Below are 18,212 nucleotides of genomic sequence, written 5' to 3' on the forward strand. Positions count from 1 at the left end.
GATCGTTGCTTATTTTACCAGTTTCTTGTATTTAATACGGTGCGGTGTCACGTCACCAACGCGTTTTTTACGGTTTTCTTCATATTCAGTGTAGTTACCTTCAAAGAAATAAACCTGTGAATCCCCTTCAAAAGCAAGGATGTGTGTACAGATACGATCCAGGAACCATCTATCGTGGGAGATCACAACGGCACAACCACCGAAATTCTCCAAGCCTTCTTCCAGTGCCCGTAAGGTATTTACATCAATATCATTGGTCGGCTCATCGAGTAAGAGCACATTTGAGCCTTCTTTGAGTGTAATAGCCAAGTGAACACGGTTACGTTCTCCACCGGAAAGTACACCTACTTTCTTTTGTTGATCAGCACCGTTAAAATTAAATTTGGAAACGTAAGCTCTTGAGTTTACCGAGCGATTGCCCAGCATCATATTGTCGCTGCCACCCGTAATATTTTCCCAAACCGATTTTTCAGGATCGAGGTCGTGGTGCATTTGGTCTACGTAACCCAATTTTACCGTTTCTCCGACCTTAAACGAACCCGTGTCAGGTGTTTCCTGACCTGTAATTAGACGGAATAAGGTTGTTTTACCCGCACCGTTGGGTCCAATAATCCCTACGATACCCGCAGGCGGCAACATGAAACTCAAATTTTCAAACAAGATACGATCGCCATACGCTTTGGAAATATTAGTTGCCTCAATGACCGAATTACCTAAACGTGGTCCCGGTGGAATAAACAATTCCAATTTTTCTTCGCGTTCTTTCGTTTCCTCAGAAGCTAATTTTTCATAGTTATGCAAACGAGCTTTCGATTTGGCGTGGCGTGCTTTCGGTGCCATACGCACCCATTCCAGCTCACGTTCCAAGGTTTTTTGACGTTTGGTTTCCTGTTTTTCTTCCTGTGCCAAGCGTTTTGCTTTTTGATCTAACCAAGAAGAATAATTTCCTTTCCAAGGAATACCCTCACCGCGATCCAATTCAAGAATCCATCCGGCTACATTATCCAAGAAATAACGGTCGTGGGTAACGGCAATGACCGTTCCTTTATATTGTTTTAAATGTTGTTCTAACCAATCAATCGACTCGGCGTCCAAGTGGTTGGTCGGCTCATCTAGGAGTAATACATCAGGTTCCTGCAACAATAAGCGACATAATGCTACACGTCTGCGCTCACCACCTGACAAATTGACAATCTTCGCATCTGGTTCGGGGCAACGTAAAGCATCCATTGCTCTTTCCAATTTCGAATCGATTTCCCAAGCGTTAGTGGCATCAATGATATCCTGAAGTTCCCCTTGTCTTGCCAACAATTTGTCCATCTCATCGGCATTTTCATACACCTCTGGCAAGCCAAATTTTTCGTTGATTTCTTCGTATTCCTGTAAGATGGCTGTAATTTCAGCGACACCTTCCTGAACGACTTCAAGAACAGTCTTTTCAAGATCCAATTGAGGTTCTTGTGCTAAATAACCCACAGAGTAACCTGGGGAGAACACCACCTCGCCTTGGTAGGACTTATCCAATCCAGCGATAATTTTTAATAGGGAAGATTTACCTGATCCGTTTAAACCGATCACACCGATCTTCGCCCCATAGAAAAAAGATAAATAGATATTTTTTAAAACTTGTTTTTGAGGCGGATAGATTTTGTTGACACCCGCCATCGAAAAAATGATCTTCTCGTCTGACATAAAATTTAAAAAAATTCGAAAACTCTTATTATATTAACATACAAATGTAATCTTTTATACTGACATTTTGGACGTATAACGGTCATGGCTTAATTGTTGATGACATTATTTAAAATAATTTTAAGGTTTGAAATGCAGAATTTACTACATTTATATATCCTTAATATAAAACAGAAAGGTATTCAATGGAAGCAAAATTTTCACCGCGCGTAAAGGATGTCATATCGTACAGTAGAGAGGAAGCTTTGAGATTGCGTCACGATTATATAGGAACGGAGCATTTATTGCTCGGATTGATTCGTGAAGGCGATGGTATGGCGATAAAGATCCTTAAAAACATAGGCATTGACACGACAGCACTACGTCAATCTGTGGAGGACGCAGTGAAGGGGGCATCGGTTTCACGCGCTCCTATTGGCAATATGCCATTAACAAAACAGGCTGAAAAAGTTTTGAAGATCACTTATTTGGAAGCTAAAATATTCAAATCGGACATCATCGGAACGGAGCATCTATTATTGGCTATCTTACGAGATGAAGATAATATTGCTTCTCAGATTTTACAACAATACAATGTGACTTACGACATCTTCAAATCTGAAGTTGAGCAAAATAGAACGACCATCAAGGATGAGGCTCCAGGCTCTCCTACCGGCGACGATGATTTTGCTGAGGATGATCAATATATCCAACCTAAAAAAGTTTCGGATATCAAATCCAAAACTCCGGTATTGGACAACTTTGGCCGTGATTTGACCAAAGCTGCCGAAGAGGGTAAATTGGATCCTATTGTGGGTCGCGAGAAAGAAATTGAGCGTGTATCTCAAATTTTATCCCGACGCAAGAAGAACAATCCTTTGTTGATCGGTGAACCGGGAGTTGGTAAATCAGCTATTGCGGAGGGACTTGCTCTTCGTATTGTCCAACGCAAGGTCTCGCGTGTACTATTCAATAAGCGTGTAGTCACATTGGATCTGGCTTCATTGGTTGCCGGGACGAAATATCGCGGTCAATTTGAAGAACGTATGAAAGCGGTCATGAATGAGCTGGAGAAATCACCGGATGTCATCTTATTTATCGATGAGATTCACACCATCGTTGGTGCAGGTGGCGCTTCAGGATCGTTAGATGCTTCCAATATGTTCAAACCAGCCTTGGCAAGAGGAGAAATCCAATGTATTGGTGCAACCACATTGGACGAATATCGTCAATACATTGAAAAAGATGGTGCTTTGGACCGTCGTTTCCAACGGGTAACAATTGAGCCGGCAACACATGATGAAACGGTAGAGATATTGAATCGTATCAAGGAGAAATATGAGGATCACCACAATGTGACCTACACTCCCGAAGCGATCGAAGCCTGTGTGTCGTTAACAACACGTTATATTACAGACAGATTCTTACCAGATAAGGCTATTGATGCTTTGGATGAGGCAGGCTCTCGCGTGCACTTAAACAATATTCATGTACCGCAGTCCATTATTGACATTGAAAATAAAATTGAAGAGGTCAAATTGGAAAAGAACAAGGTCGTTCGTAGTCAAAAATACGAAGAGGCCGCCAAATTGCGTGATACGGAGAAAAAATTGATCGAAGAGCTCGAGAAAGAAAAAATCGCTTGGGAAGAAGAGACAAAATCTAAACGCTATACTGTTTCAGAAGAAAATGTTGCTGAAGTAGTGGCCATGATGACAGGTATTCCAGTACAACGTGTTAGTCAAACAGACAGTCAAAAACTGTTGAATATGGCTGAGTTGATGAAGGGAAGAATCATTGGTCAAGATGACGCTGTAGGTAAATTGGTGAAAGCTATTCAACGTACACGTGCGGGCTTGAAGGATCCTAAAAAACCAATCGGGTCATTTATCTTCTTAGGTCCTACTGGGGTTGGTAAAACAGAGTTGGCTAAAGAATTAGCGCGATTTATGTTTGATACAGAAGATGCACTGATCCAAATTGACATGAGCGAATACATGGAGAAATTTGCGGTATCTCGCCTTGTTGGAGCGCCTCCAGGATATGTTGGTTATGAAGAAGGTGGTCAATTGACTGAAAAAGTACGTCGTAAACCTTATGCGGTTGTCTTATTGGATGAGATTGAGAAAGCTCACCCGGATGTATTTAATCTCATGTTACAGGTGTTGGACGAAGGCCAATTGACAGATAGTTTGGGCCGTAAAGTAGATTTCAGAAATACCATAATCATTATGACTTCAAATATTGGGGCACGCCAATTGAAGGAATTTGGTCAGGGTGTTGGTTTCACCACTGCAGCAAAATCACAACAATCTGATGCGCATTCACGTGGAGTTATTGAAACCGCTTTGAAAAGAGCTTTCGCTCCTGAATTTTTGAACCGTATCGATGATGTGATTGTGTTCAACTCATTGACGAAAGAGAATATCTTCAAAATCATTGATATTGAATTAAGGTCATTGTTCAAACGTATCGCTGATTTGGGCTATACCATCAATTTAACCGATGAGGCAAAAGATTTCATCGCAGACAAAGGTTATGACAGTAATTTTGGTGCACGTCCATTAAAACGAGCAATCCAAAAATATCTTGAAGATCCGATTGCAGAAGAGATCCTCAAAGGAAATGTGCAAACAGGTTCAGTTTTGACCGTGAGCATTAATCCTGAAACCAAAGATATTGAGGTTTCTAGCTCAGATTCTAAGTCTTCAAAAGATACAGCTGAGAAGTAAGCTTCAGCTATCTTTAAAAATAATTTCAATAAAATGCACCTTTATGGTGCATTTTTTGTTGTATATAAATTTGGCGTTAAACTTTCGCACTATTTTATCGTCCTATAATAAAAAAATGTCACAAATAACACGAACAATATGAAAAGACTTTTATTAGCAGCATTAATTGGAACCGCAGCCTTGGTTTCATTTTCTTCTTGTAAGAAAGAATACGTTACAAACTATTTACCGGGAGTAACTTTTAATACGAAGGTGGTATCTTCTTCTTGGGGAGTTGATAATACTGGATATTCTTTCTCAAATGAATTGGACTTTCCCGAACTAGATGCAAAATATTTCGACTACGGACATGTGGGAGTAGCTGTATCATTTGATAATGATCCAAATTATTTCATTAACATTCCTTCAGCTATTGGCCCTTACAATTATCGTGTGGAGTATAAAATTGGTAAAGTATATCTCTATGCTGATTATGTGGGTAGCGACAATAAACCAGTCCGTCCGACCAATATGTTAGTAAAAGTAACATTAACGGATGCCGATAACGGTGGAAACTAATAAAAAAAGGTCTTAGAAAATCTCTAAGACCTTTTTTTATATTTAATAACTATCCTTTCAGTAACAACTCCGCATGTTCCAGTGCTGCATCTGTGGGATTGGTACCACTGAGCATCTGAGCAATTTCCTTGACTCTCCCCTCTTGATCTAATCGAACAATATTAGATATGGTTCGATTGGCTTTATCTTCCTTATATACTTTATAATGCGCAGCACCTTTAGCTGCAATTTGGGGCAAATGGGAAATAGCAATAACCTGCATATTCTCCGCTAGACTTTCCATTACCTCCCCCACACGCAACGCTACCTCTCCAGAGATTCCTGTATCGATCTCATCAAAAATAATAGTAGGTAATGCAGAAGTTTTAGCAACTAAGGATTTAATGGCCAACATCACGCGAGAAAGCTCTCCTCCGGATGCAACCTTATGAATGGATTGCAATGCCTGTCCTTTATTGGCCGAAAATAAAAACTGTATTGAATCCATCCCCGATTCCCGCATATCCCCCTCCTTTAATGGTTCAAGATTAATTTGAAGTCGTGCATTCGGCATACCTACATTTGACAAGGTCGCTTGCGCATCCTTTGCGATCATCTCCAGTACCTTTCTTCTGGCTGCTGATAGTTCCTTTGCGTTTTTCTGGGCAATGGCTAATTTAGCCACAACCTCTTTTTCCAATCGCTCCAATTGCTCATCCGAAGAATTTATAGCAAACAGTTTGGATTCAAGATCATCACGTAATTTGATCAGCTCATCAACGGAGTCCACATGATGTTTTTTCTGTAAGGAATACAATAAGCTCAAGCGCTCATTGATTTCCAATAAAGTTCCTTCGTCGATTTGGGTATCCTCCTCAAGTGAGCTCAGCTCTGCTGCGACATCCTTCAGCTCAATCCAAGTGCTCTTTAATCGCGTAGCCAAATCTGCAGCCTCAGGCAGAAATGAAGCAATGCCTTCCACCTGGCTCATCGTCTCTTTTAAACGGCTTAAAACTGCTGTATCTTCGTTTTCCAAAAGATGTGATGCCCCAGTTAGTGCACGCTTGATATCCTCTGCATTTTCCAATTGTCGCTGTTGTACTTCGAGTTGTCCCTGTTCATCTGCTACCAATCGGGCGGCGTCAAGTTCATCAAATTGAAACTGAAAATAATCTTGTTCTATTGCAGCTTTTTTTACCAGATCCTTAAATTCTTCGAGTTCTTTTTTTGCTTTCTTATAAGCGAAGAAGCTCTCTCGATAGCTTTGCTTCAGTCCAAAAGAGCCTGCTACACTATCCACTACCAAAAACTGAAAATCTTCTGTATTAATCTGCAATGTTGCATGTTGAGAATGCACATCAATCAACTGCTCGCCTAAAGCTTTAAGGATAGCCAGGGTGACGGGAGAATCATTAATAAATGCCCGGGATTTACCATCGGGAGATATTTCTCTTCGAATAATCGTGTGGTCCGCGTAATCGAGATCATTTTCCTCAAAAAAACGAAGTAGCTGGTAAGAACCAATTTTAAATTCCCCTTCAATCACACATTTCTTGGTTGGGTCGAAAAAATGCTTGCCCTCTGCTCTATTTCCTAAGATCAACGATAATGCTCCCATGATAATAGATTTACCGGCACCGGTTTCACCGGTAATCATATTCAAACCTTTATCAAATTGGATTTCCAATTCGTTGATGAGCGCATAATTTCTAATATGTAAGGTATCTAGCATATTCTTGAAGGTCTAATTACAGTTTAGAGGAAATACCGTTCCTCAATCGGATCCTATGTTTCATGAACCTTTCTGTAGGTAATTTACCTAAAACTCAGGCGATTTCAATATATTTTATTTAAAAAAAACAGCTACTCTGCTTTAATAACATGCCCACTTTTAATATTCTCAGGCACTAAATACTAAAAATAATATCATTTTTCCAAATTAAAAACTACTATTTTTAGTAAATAGATTTTATTTTTTACAAAAGAATGTTCTCATTTAGCACTATTGACATGAATAAATCCCTATTTTTATGGCATGCAAGATTATAGTGCTACGCTTAAAAAATACATGCCTGAAGAAGCTGCGCCGATTATATCCAACTGGATTAATCATACCCGCTGCTTATTTAAGATCTCTCGTTCAAGGAGTACCAAACTAGGAGATTACCGTGCACCGTTTAAAGGAAGCCCACACCGCATCTCAGTCAACCATGACTTAAATTCCTATTCATTTCTGATTACGACGATCCATGAATTTGCCCATTTACAAACCTGGAACAAACACCAACATCGTGTCAAGCCACATGGTACTGAGTGGAAAAATAATTTCAAGGAACTGATGGAGCCCTTCCTTAAATTGAATATTTTTCCAATCGATATTAGCAGTGCCATTCATCGCTACATGGAAAACCCCGCGGCTTCAAGCTGCACGGACCTTCACCTGTTTCGCACCTTAAAATCATACGATACCGTCAAAACCAGTGCCCTTACGGTGGAATCTTTGGAGGATGGCCATTTCTTTAAACTAAAAAATGGTCGTTCATTTCAACGCATTGAAAAGATAAGAAAACGCTATAAGTGCATGGAATTAAACAGCAAACGCATGTACCTATTCAATCCAATAGCGGAGGTATTTCTGCTAGAACAATGATTTTTGACAAATACATTCATTATATTTTTATCTTTGCTAACTTAGGAAACAATTAAAGAGAGCTTTTATGTTACACTTACACTCGACTATAGCAATTGTATTATTGCTAGCCCTGGTGATATCGATCGTGATCACCCTATCAAACTATTTAGGCAACAAACCGTACAACCGTAAAATTGCTTTATTGGGTTTTATCGCATCGCATATTCAATTATTGGTGGGATTGATCTTATTCTTTTATTTAAAGTATCCATCGATGATCTCTGGCGCCGTAATGAAAGATCCGACATTACGTTTTAAAATCATCGAACACCCATTAACCATGATCATTGCTATTGTATTGATCACAATTGGTTACTCTAAAGCTAAAAAGATTGAAAATGCAAAAAAAGCAAACCAAACGGTTGTTATTTTCTATATCATCGGTTTGATTTTAATCCTTGCTCGTATTCCTTGGTCTACTTGGTCACTTTTCGCGTAGTCTGCGATAATCATACAAGAAAAGGCCTCACGATCGTGAGGCCTTTTTTTGTACCTTGTAGATCATAGAAGCATAACGGGACGGGATCGTCCACGATGAACTGAGTTCGAAAAAAGGATTAAAATAAAAAAGCCCCAGTAAACTGGGGCTTTCAAATATCTTAGTTGACTTTTAATTAGTCACGGTTTTTTCCAAATCCCAAAATTCCGAAAACGGTTTTGAATGCGATAAGTGCACCTACGATCATGGAGATGTTAGCTATCGCGGAAAACAAAAAAGTTTGTTGACCCATTGCCGCACATACATCCGGTACAAAACGGATAAATGTACCTATTAAACCTAAAGCGATCGCTACTACCAATGTTTTGTAGTAATGAGTTTGGTTCGCATTATTATCAGTTGTCTTTGGACCTCTTGGTTGTACAGTTTCTGCCATTTCAATTTCGATTTTATTCGATACAAATGTACAAAATAATCTATGTTAGAAAAATAAAAATGAAAAAAGCGGAAACACAGGGCTTTCATCTCCCAATACTTATAAATTAACTCGGTTTAGCGCGTTTAAAATTCCCTTAAATGGCGCCATACAAACACTTGAAAGTTCTACTCAGCGTCACTTTTACCTACAAAACTATTCAACTCTTTATTCACCTCATCCAGCAACTGTTGCTCTGTCGGTAGATAAAGGTCGTATTGACTTGCAACAATCTGTTTTTGATCTTCAGGAAGCGTAAATTTGACGACCGCGTCGTTTTTACTCGCACATAGCAAGATACCAACCGTCGGATGTTCATGCGGAAGCTTTTCAATACGGTCATAGTAATTGACATACATCTGCAATTGACCAATGTCCTGATGCGTTAATTTATGGGTTTTAATTTCAATGATCACAAAACTTTGCAACAAACGGTTGTAAAAGACCAAATCGACAAAAAACTCATCGCCTTCGATATGAATACGTTTTTGTCTAGCGACAAATGAAAAGCCATTCCCTAATTCTAATAAGAACTCTTGAAGATGGGCAATAATGGCGCCCTCAAGATCTTTCTCATAGTAAGCGCTTTCCCGTTTCAAACCCAAAAATTCCAGCACCATCGGATCTTTGATAATCTCCTTCGCATCGGAAGGCATCTTTTCCTTTTTCGCTACAGCCAACACACTTTCCTTATCGTTGCTAAGCAACAGGCGTTCGTATAGATTCGTATTGATCTGCCGCTCAAGCTGCCGGACTGTCCAGTTATTCTTAATGGTCTCGGCGATATAAAACTCACGTTGTTCTTCGCTCCTAAGACTTAAAAGTAGCTTGTATTGGCTCCAGCTCAATTGCGTCCACAGTGTAGACACAATTGGAAATGTGCGATAAAACTGACGGTACCAATTTAACTGTCTAGATGAAAAACCACTTCCAAACTCAGGCTGTAACTCTGCTGAAAGATATTTAATGATGTATTTTCCATAATCAGCTCGATCCTTGCCTTCCTGTTCCTGCTCAAAAATACGTTTGCCTATGTGCCAGTACATTAATGTGCGCTGATGATCGACCGCACGAATCGCATTATCTTTGGACTGCGCAATAATTGCCTTTATATCGGATACTAAAGTTTGATCGGACAACATAATTGTTTATTTTCTTGGTATTACTTCTGTAAGTGAACAATACAAAGATAACTATAAATAATTTAAATACTAAATATTTTAGCAAACAATAATTCCCTATCACATCAGATTTAATTATCCTAGTCTTCAAGAATTATTGGCTAAAATGATTCTTTTCTATACTTTTAAATTTCAGTTCCTTTTTAAAATCAACAGAATAGGAGATACGCGAGAATTTACTTTTATTCTATCATAAAGTTTGGCTAACTTCACTGACAAGAAGAAAAGTAAATGAAAATAGCTGACAATTATTTATCTGGTTTAAAGAAAGCATACTATGACAATGGTAACGAAGAAACCTGGAATCATTTTGAAAAGATTAAACATGGTGCAAGCAAAACAGATATTAAGAAACTTCAAGAAGCTTTTCCAGCAATCCCCCAGGGACTGGTCGATTTGCTCGAATATGTCGATGGGACTTATTGGAGGACTTATGCCGATGAAGAAATTGCCTTTTTCTTTTTGGGGTCTGACTTAAATGAGTATCCTTATTATCTGCTATCATCTAAGGAGATGGTAGATAATCAACATATTGCGCACACCTATTATGCTGACTATATTGACCGAAAATACGATCATGTAGAGATCGACAACAAGATTACTGATAAATCAACGGACTTAAAATGGCTTCATTTTTCCGATTGTATGAATAACGGCGGAACTTCTCAATTATTTGTTGACTTCAGCCCCTCCGGAAAAGGTAAAAAAGGACAAATTGTACGTTTCGTGCATGACCCTGATGAGTTTCGTGTCATAGCGGATAGTTTCGATGCGTATCTCCAGCTACTGATCAATACTGGTTGCAATTTTATTGATGAAGAAAATATGTAATAGCATCGAAATAGTGGTTTTTCCCTAGTTTATAAATGCGATAAAGCTAATTTAAAAAATCTATTGGATGGATTAAAACGTATAAAAAAACCAATGAATGCCTTTAAATTAAGATATCCTATTATATTGATCCATGGTACCGCAGCTGGAGATAGTAGTTTGTTTTGGGGCAGGATTCCCAAGACTTTCAAAAAAAACAATATTTCATTTTTTTATGGTAAGACCGATGGATGGGGCACCGTTGCTAACAATGCACAGATGCTGAAAAGAAATCTGTCAGATCTTGCAGAAAAAACAGGTGTCACTAAATTTAATCTCATCGCGCATTCTAAAGGTGGGATCGACGCCCGCTATTTTATTTCAACGCTAAAAGGCCATCAAATGGTGGCCTCCTTAAGCACAATATCCACGCCACACTTAGGAACACCAATAGCAGATTATCTAATGGAAAAACATCTATCCGGGGTTTCTGTTACAAAAAAACTGATCCAACGTATTTCTTTCTTATTTGGAGGGCAATCTCCCGCCCCAATCGAATTAATCCGAGATCTCAGTGTAAAAAAAATGCGTGCTTTCAACCAGCTCAACCCCAATATGGACAATGTATTTTATCAGAGCTTTGCTTCGACAATGAATAAGCCACAGGATGATTTATTGTACGCATTGAGTTTTAAATACCTGACGGGACTGGCAGGTAAAAATGATGGGATGGTCCCATTAGAAAGTGCAGTGTGGGGAGCCAACTTTAAACATATACATGCTTCCCAGGGTATTTCGCATGCTGGTATTACCGATATCACCCGTAACAATATTGGGAATGTACATATACCACAAATCTACTTAGACATTATTAGTGGATTAGGAGCTTTAGGATTATAACGATTAACAAATGTATACGCTATACGCGCTAATTTTTTTGATATGGTTTGGCATCCCAGGCCTATTCATCTATTTAATGTACTCGATCCTAAAAAAATCTGGCCGTAAAAAGTTGGGAACTATCGTCTCGATTGTTTTAATATTGCCTTTTCTTATGCTCACGCTATACCTACTATTTGATGATCTATTATTCTCTAAATCTGATGCAAGACAACTACTCAGCGAACACCATATCACGCTAAACGATGATTTTAAAATTATTTCCAATCAAAGTGGTGGCTTAAGAGATTACACACATCAATTTGAACTATCTATTTCCGAAAAAGACAAACAATCTTTTATCGATCAACGAACTTGGAGTGACAAAATGGATGAAAGAATAGAAGTTCATAGCTCCGCGGTAGACAGATATGAAGGTGACACGCTACGCGCCAATTATCATGACAATGATTCCTATACTTATTCCATGTATCGTCCAAATGGCAAAGGCATCACTCCAACATTTATAAAAATCTGTGTATCCAATCATAAAAACACATTGACATACGAAGAGATCTTAGACTAGTTCAACACAGAACAGGTCAAACCTCCTATCGCTTTACTTTTAAATATGTGCCCCTATATTTTGTTACTTCATACTTCGCAGCAAGTAAAGTATGAAGCAACAAACAGGTTAGCCATTCAACATCTTGACGGCAAGTATATGTTTGCATAACCCTCTTTTTCCCTGATGATTGGTAAACCAATTGCAGGTACATTGATGCTTGTCGCCCTGTATAATGACGGTATGTTGCACACCTGATCCATCCACTCTAGCTTCAATATAATCCGTTGTATTCTTAACAAATTGTACACCTGCTGTCGCAACAAGTTTTTTAGCATTTTTTAGCCTTGGGTTCAATGCCAAGATACGTTCCATCTTAAACGGTAATCGTCTATAATAGTGCTGATGGCTATGCAAATCATAACCAAGCAACCCAATAGAAGACAATGATGCTGATAGCGTGTCCATCGTATCAAAGTCGACATCATGCTCAATTGAAAGCATTGTTGGATCAAATAACTCGTTGGATTTAAGTAATCCGTTGACCGCATGTATCCATTCATCCGGAACGGCCTTAATCATATTTTCCAATACATTACCTTCGCCCGAAAATCCGCGATAACTATCTGGTGACAACGCAAGAGTCAGTCTCATTTTACCAAAGTCGGCAACAAAAGCTGCACTTTCACCTCCTTTTTCCTGATAAACAAACAACTTATCTGCGTAAGTCAGCAATCCCTCCAATAAACGCAACCGCTGTAAACCACCAATACGCACCGCATCACCTGTACTTATAGGGGAAAACACAAACCGGTTAGCCCTTTTCGTCAGATAAAATTCCCCCTTCACATTCCCTTTCGGAATGCCCTGAAATAATTGGATAAGCTGAATTTTATTTAATTCAAACTGTAACTCCATACCTGCCAAATATAATTGGACCGAAGTCAGCCCTTTGATCCAACGCGGGGGCAAAGTCACTTTCTTTTCGGTCACTTTAGCCTTATCGGTACTAATGGCAACCTCATTGCTTCCTACTCCCAACACCATCTTTTCGGTTTTCTTGACAGCATTTAACGCATTGAGCATCGGCTCATTGAAATCCACATTGGTTGTACCACTCGTAATAAACTCCCCATCAATAGCATCTTCCAATAAATCCAGGCGTGCATAAACACCATTACAGGAAGAAAAGCCCTCAAAACGAATCTGATTGGTACCAGCAGAAACGATAGGATCCCGTAAACTCGGAGGTACGGGACCAAAACTTGACTGCACTACTTTCGACAAGGTCAACAAACATTTGGATGTCAGTAAAGGATCCGTCAAACTCCCCCAAAAGAAACAAGGTACGTTGGCGATTTCTGCCAATTCCGACTGATGTGCCAATACCAATTGCTGTATGCCCGATTGTTGGGTCAGTTGTGAATTTCTTGCATAGCTAATCGCTAAATCTTGCTCTGCCATATTGTTATTTTCTTATTTTTTTCAAAATGGATTGTAAACTCTTATATATTTCCAGCTTCTCAAAAACCTGTTGAAGATCATCCGGAAAATGATATTGTTCCTTGTTCATCAAATCGTAATAATATTCGACGATTTTCTTAAAATTGGTCGGCATTTTTTCAGCAATGATGTAATGCGCAAAAGCCGCATCCAATAGCTGCAACAAAGCATTGTTATGCTTCGAAGATATATCGCGACATTGCTCCAACACTTCAATACAACGGCCAATCGGACCATACCCATTGCTCAGCAACATTCCCAATTGTTCACCTAATACAGTGGTGTCCAATCTATTTTCGTTAACTGCAGCCAAGATGACTTCAACAGCCATCGCGCGCACCTCCTTCTCTTTATTGAAGAGCGAAGTTGCCAGATATAGATTGGACTGTTGATCAAAACGGAAAAAATCGTACAGCATCTCTTGCAGATAGGCTGCCGAAGACTTTCCACCGATATCGCTTTTGCTATTCAGCCCCATCGTTAAAAACATAGAAAGACTTTCTGTATTCTGTGGCATCAAACTATGCATATAAGGGACATCTGCCCTATATAAATAATAAGACAATAAAACATCGTTCCCACGGTTGAAAATATCTTTGTGATACAAAAAGGTATCCGTTCCTAGCTTGTATGGGGGGAAATGATAGGTGAGCTTATCTCCGTTATATACCTGCTCGGATTTTCTAGTCGTATAGTTATAACCGTTATAATAGGTCGGTTCTATTTTCAAGACCGGACGGAATGGCTGTCCAGCGAAAGGAATATCCGCCAAAGGCTCTTTGTTAAATTCTTCAAAATAGGTATCACGATGATGCGTGCGCGCCACTGTAGCCCATACACCAATCCAATTGAACTGATCGGAATCTTTGGAAGACAATAAATTTCTAACCCAAGATTGCTGCTGAACCTTCATCGGATTCAAACCTAGGGCATAGCTGATCACATCCTGTACCTGCTGTTCCTTTATTTGTTTTATCAGTACTTCAATTCCTTCCAGATCTTCACGGACAGTACGGCTCAGTGCTATAGACAAATCCAATAAATTGATTCTCACTCCTGCTTCCTGGTAAGCCAAAATACGCTTAACGAGAATCGTCGGCGCGATCCAAAATGGTCGATGTGTCGGCAGACTCAAAAGTGGCAGGCGGATACCATCAATCCGATAACGTTGCAATAGCTCCAATTGGCTGCCCATGAGACTGACCCATTTGGAGTAATTGTGATACCGATCCTTATCTTTATATACTACCGTGGGTTTATAATACATATTAATGAAGGTCCCTGAGAAATGATTGTACCAGGAAGATTCGCGATAAGCTCCTGTTAGCTGTTTTATATAAGGCTCCAGCTGGATCTGATAGTCTGAGGGAAAAACAGCTGTCTGTTGCACCCAGGCATTCATTAGGATCTCCACCTGAATGGGGTCGGAACCTCCGATTACCTCCCCTACCTTGAAAAATAACTCGTTCCAGGTCTGTGGATAGTCATAAGCTTCGTTCAGGTAACGAACTTCTGTTGGCTGATAAATATATTGCTCTGAAGATTGACCATTCAGCTCTGCTAGGATTTCGGCTTCAGAATATCCATCCTCTTGCAAAAGATGCTTCAGGTCAACAGCCACTGAACCCATCATTTGGGCTTTATATAACTGAAGCTTACCGGAAAGTTCTTCTGAAGGCTCTGTCTGATTTTTTAAGATGAATTTACTTGCTCTTTCCTGTAACTGTAGGTCCGAAATCATAAATAGATCCGCAGCCAGGGAAACAAATCGCTCCCGCCATTCCGGTTTTTGTTTCAATAGCTTATCAAATTGAATCAAAAGAGTTTTAAGACTTGTCTTAATATCACTCCGCATAAAGATAGGTTCGGCCCAATCTAAAAATTCCTGTAACTGGAAATCACGATGCGCTAAGAATGGTTTTAAATACTCAACCACAAAATTGACCACAGCACTATGCTCAGCATGCAATAAAGGGAAAAACTGTTGCTGATATTCAATAACTGTATTCTCGGAAAGCTTCATCCGCTCAATAAGCTTTCTGAAATAGCTTTTTAGATTATTATTCCAATTTTTGGTTTGAGCTTCGAGCGCTCCAGTGATGATGAGTACCGGATCAATTTTTCCGTTTTCCAACAACGTATCGAACACTCTATCCCATAACAGTTCATTGACTACATTCTGATAGTTATAGTCCCAATACCTACTATGAACGCCCGTTTCATATTCAAATACCAGAGGAATATCCCGCTGGATCGTCAATTCATCTGTTGTCAGCAGCTCAAAAAACTTTTTGGATTCATAATTATTAAACCCAGAAATTGAACTTGCATAAAGCTCCGGTTCAAAATCAACATGCCCCATTCTCTCCAAAAAACGGAGATTGTCGTAATTAATCTGCTGCCACTCATTTTTACGAACTAACTGTAATAAATATCCGCCCAACCAATTGGGCTTCGCATAGGCAAGGATCTGTATCACCTCCTTGCTCCGAGCCTGGTTCAAAAGTTCATAAAAAATATCCCAATTGCCGGCATCGGAGCCGGAAAATGTGGCGAGCGCCAGTAATTTTACTGTACGTTGTTGCTCCTTCGTACCCCGTGTCCCCCAGTTGTACTGCGTCTTATTTTTAAATTCAGGATCTTTGGAGAGATCACTGTAGTCGACCCAATATCGTTTGGCTACACGAATTTCTTTTTTTAAAATTTCCAGGTTGCCACTGGAATATTCTTCCAGAAAAGGGATGATATCTTCCGTCCTTGCCTCTTTAATAAGCAACTTCAGAGCTGCTACCGCTTCTTCTTTTCGCTGGCTGGCAGCCGTTGGCTGTCGAACAGCGGATCCTTTATCCTTGCTGTCTGCATCTACAGCACCATCTTCAGAATAGCCCTTTTTGGTCTTCTCTGCAATTAATTTATCTGCATCTTTAAGACAGGCTTCCTCGGAATCAAAGGTTTTACTTTTACTTTGTCCAGCGGTACCGTTCCGTCCATAGGTGACTGTATGAGTTGCTCCCGCTGTTTGTATTTCCCAAAATTTATCCGATGTACCGTCTATGTATTTTAAGTGCTTAAACATTATTTATAACTGTAATATCAATTATTTCGCTTACTGTTTAAATATAACGAAAGTAGAGAAAAAAACGTATATTGACATTAAATCACAGACAGATCATGCGTATATATTTCCTATTCAGTTTTTCACTACTATTAGTTACTTTAACGTCAGAAGCCAAAATTTCAACAGCGGAAGAGTATACCCGAATATGGTCCGATCCCCCTTCTAATAATATGAAAAAGTACATGATTAAAATGGCAATTTCAGATGGGCTAGATAAAAACTCCATAAAAATAGAAACCGATAGCTGGGGAGAAGTTGTTCTTTCAGACACATGGAGAAATACCATTAAATTTAGACGGGGTAGCCTGGGTGAATATACAACTGTCAATAAGAGTGGTATTAAACTGACCATAAAAGAAGATTTTTCAGGAAATATTGTTGTAAAAGATGAGAATGGAGATAAAACTACTACCAGAAAAAATAGCAGCGGCGATTTTGATATCCCCGATCTAGACAGAAGTTCATCTACAGTTTTAAAAAATATACACGGTAATTTAGAAATACATGATGAAAAAGGAAATGTAAAAACTGTATCAAAAAATATTTCTGGAGATCTCGACATCCGAGATAATCAAGGTAATAGCTCAACGATATCCAAAGATATTTTAGGAAATCTGGAAATTCGAGACAACAAAGGTAATTCAAGCCGGATAACAAAAGATATTCTTGATAATCTCACTATCGAAAATAGCAATGGTCAACGTACCACAGTGAGAACTGATATTCTAGGGGGTAAAACGATTGAAGACAATAGCGGAAATCGAGTTTCAGTTAGAAAGGATATTTTAGGAAATTATGATGCGAGTGACAATAAAGGAAATCGGGCTTCCGTCAAGAAAGATATCCTTGGAAAAATAACTATTGATGATCCAAAAGGTATTCTAAATGACGCAGTGAAATTGCAATTGATCCAAGAACTTTCAAAGAACTAAATTTTTCTGGAAATTAGCCTATTTTATAAGTGAATAATCCAACATTACGATGGACCAAAATATTATAGATGAACTAACAAAACACCCTGAAATCTCATACCGAAGACCAAACGCGAACGAACTTCAAATATTAGGCACTCCCACTCAGGGCTTTGATATTACATTATGTATTGACGTAAGAGAAAATATGCTCTTTTTTGACCACTTCCATTGGCATTCTGATAATACAGAAGAGGAAATAGATGAAATGTTAAATCAGATTACCTATGCCTTATTTGGGGTTATTAGGATAAAGGAATTTTCCAACAACAAACGACCTTATAAATGGGTACTACAAGTCCAAGATCAGAACGGTAACTGGTGCGATGATCAAACGATGGGAAAAATAAACAAGTTTTTGGGGGAGCCTGAAATTAGATATTTCCAAAATATGATCTTAACAAAAGACACAGATAAAAGCAATTCGTATGCTTTACCCAACGAGGATAATACTTAATTTACCCATAGAAGAAAATAAAAGGAGGGTTAACTGAAGCAGGAGATAATACCTTCTTCTGAGGAATAATGAAAAACCCTCGAGCCTATTTACAAAGGTTTCAACATTCGTATAGTTAAAGATTTTCAAAAGAAAATTAAAATCCCTAAAATTGCAGTCTCATTTCAAGGAAATCGGATTCA

General features: G+C 39.0%; 15 protein-coding genes. 9 read left to right on the forward strand and 6 right to left on the reverse strand.

Annotated elements, in window-relative coordinates:
* Positions 1-9: 9 nt before the first annotated feature.
* On the reverse strand, positions 10-1,692 hold the full coding sequence (gene ettA, locus HS960_RS13085) for an energy-dependent translational throttle protein EttA (protein WP_046672222.1): 1,683 nt from the start codon (positions 1,690-1,692) through the stop codon (positions 10-12).
* A gap of 185 nt (positions 1,693-1,877) precedes the next feature.
* Here ettA and HS960_RS13090 point away from each other — a divergent pair, with 185 nt between their 5' ends.
* Both HS960_RS13090 and HS960_RS13095 read left to right on the forward strand, forming a co-directional pair.
* Positions 1,878-4,403 carry an ATP-dependent Clp protease ATP-binding subunit gene (locus HS960_RS13090; RefSeq protein ID WP_075991716.1) on the forward strand — a complete coding sequence of 842 codons (2,526 nt, stop codon included), beginning with the start codon at positions 1,878-1,880 and terminating at the stop codon, positions 4,401-4,403.
* Between the two features lie 138 nt (positions 4,404-4,541).
* Positions 4,542-4,961: a hypothetical protein gene (locus HS960_RS13095; protein ID WP_159729157.1), complete on the forward strand. Its 420-nt coding sequence runs from the start codon at positions 4,542-4,544 to the stop codon at positions 4,959-4,961.
* A 49-nt stretch (positions 4,962-5,010) separates the two neighbouring features.
* On the opposite strand, the gene recN is transcribed toward HS960_RS13095, so the two are convergent.
* A complete protein-coding gene (gene recN, locus HS960_RS13100) occupies positions 5,011-6,672 on the reverse strand; it encodes a DNA repair protein RecN (protein ID WP_153844970.1) in 1,662 nt (553 codons plus the stop codon).
* A gap of 303 nt (positions 6,673-6,975) precedes the next feature.
* Between recN and HS960_RS13105 the strand changes: the two genes are divergently transcribed.
* A complete protein-coding gene (locus HS960_RS13105) occupies positions 6,976-7,590 on the forward strand; it encodes a SprT family zinc-dependent metalloprotease (RefSeq protein ID WP_075991714.1) in 615 nt (204 codons plus the stop codon).
* Between the two features lie 67 nt (positions 7,591-7,657).
* Complete coding sequence (locus HS960_RS13110) at positions 7,658-8,071, forward strand: hypothetical protein (protein WP_112374214.1); 414 nt, start codon at positions 7,658-7,660, stop codon at positions 8,069-8,071.
* Between the two features lie 175 nt (positions 8,072-8,246).
* Here the strand turns inward: HS960_RS13110 and HS960_RS13115 are convergent, their stop codons facing one another.
* Positions 8,247-8,507 carry a hypothetical protein gene (locus tag HS960_RS13115; protein WP_075991712.1) on the reverse strand — a complete coding sequence of 87 codons (261 nt, stop codon included), beginning with the start codon at positions 8,505-8,507 and terminating at the stop codon, positions 8,247-8,249.
* Positions 8,508-8,674: 167 nt separating this feature from the next.
* On the reverse strand, positions 8,675-9,688 hold the full coding sequence (locus HS960_RS13120; protein ID WP_153844971.1) for a PDDEXK nuclease domain-containing protein: 1,014 nt from the start codon (positions 9,686-9,688) through the stop codon (positions 8,675-8,677).
* Positions 9,689-9,958: 270 nt separating this feature from the next.
* Here HS960_RS13120 and HS960_RS13125 point away from each other — a divergent pair, with 270 nt between their 5' ends.
* From HS960_RS13125 to HS960_RS13135, 3 genes are all read left to right on the forward strand, one after another.
* Positions 9,959-10,558, forward strand: a complete 600-nt coding sequence (locus tag HS960_RS13125) for an SMI1/KNR4 family protein (RefSeq protein ID WP_153844972.1) — start codon at positions 9,959-9,961, stop codon at positions 10,556-10,558.
* 93 nt (positions 10,559-10,651) lie between these two features.
* Positions 10,652-11,437, forward strand: coding sequence for an esterase/lipase family protein (locus tag HS960_RS13130; RefSeq protein WP_182332920.1), 786 nt, complete (start codon positions 10,652-10,654; stop codon positions 11,435-11,437).
* Between the two features lie 154 nt (positions 11,438-11,591).
* Positions 11,592-12,002: a hypothetical protein gene (locus HS960_RS13135; protein ID WP_182332922.1), complete on the forward strand. Its 411-nt coding sequence runs from the start codon at positions 11,592-11,594 to the stop codon at positions 12,000-12,002.
* A gap of 108 nt (positions 12,003-12,110) precedes the next feature.
* Here HS960_RS13135 and HS960_RS13140 read toward each other — a convergent pair whose 3' ends face one another.
* Together HS960_RS13140 and HS960_RS13145 are read right to left on the reverse strand one after the other, a co-directional pair.
* Positions 12,111-13,445 (reverse strand): SWIM zinc finger family protein, encoded by a 1,335-nt coding sequence (locus HS960_RS13140; RefSeq protein WP_182332924.1) that lies wholly within the window; start codon positions 13,443-13,445, stop codon positions 12,111-12,113.
* A gap of 4 nt (positions 13,446-13,449) precedes the next feature.
* Entirely contained in the window at positions 13,450-16,560 is a 3,111-nt protein-coding gene (locus tag HS960_RS13145) for a DUF6493 family protein (RefSeq protein ID WP_182332925.1), read from the reverse strand.
* A gap of 212 nt (positions 16,561-16,772) precedes the next feature.
* Between HS960_RS13145 and HS960_RS13150 the strand changes: the two genes are divergently transcribed.
* Positions 16,773-17,534: a hypothetical protein gene (locus HS960_RS13150; RefSeq protein WP_228280325.1), complete on the forward strand. Its 762-nt coding sequence runs from the start codon at positions 16,773-16,775 to the stop codon at positions 17,532-17,534.
* Between the two features lie 49 nt (positions 17,535-17,583).
* Positions 17,584-18,030: a hypothetical protein gene (locus tag HS960_RS13155; protein WP_182332929.1), complete on the forward strand. Its 447-nt coding sequence runs from the start codon at positions 17,584-17,586 to the stop codon at positions 18,028-18,030.
* Positions 18,031-18,212: the final 182 nt, after the last annotated feature.

The organism is Sphingobacterium paramultivorum (assembly GCF_014109745.1).
Taxonomy (GTDB): domain Bacteria; phylum Bacteroidota; class Bacteroidia; order Sphingobacteriales; family Sphingobacteriaceae; genus Sphingobacterium; species Sphingobacterium paramultivorum.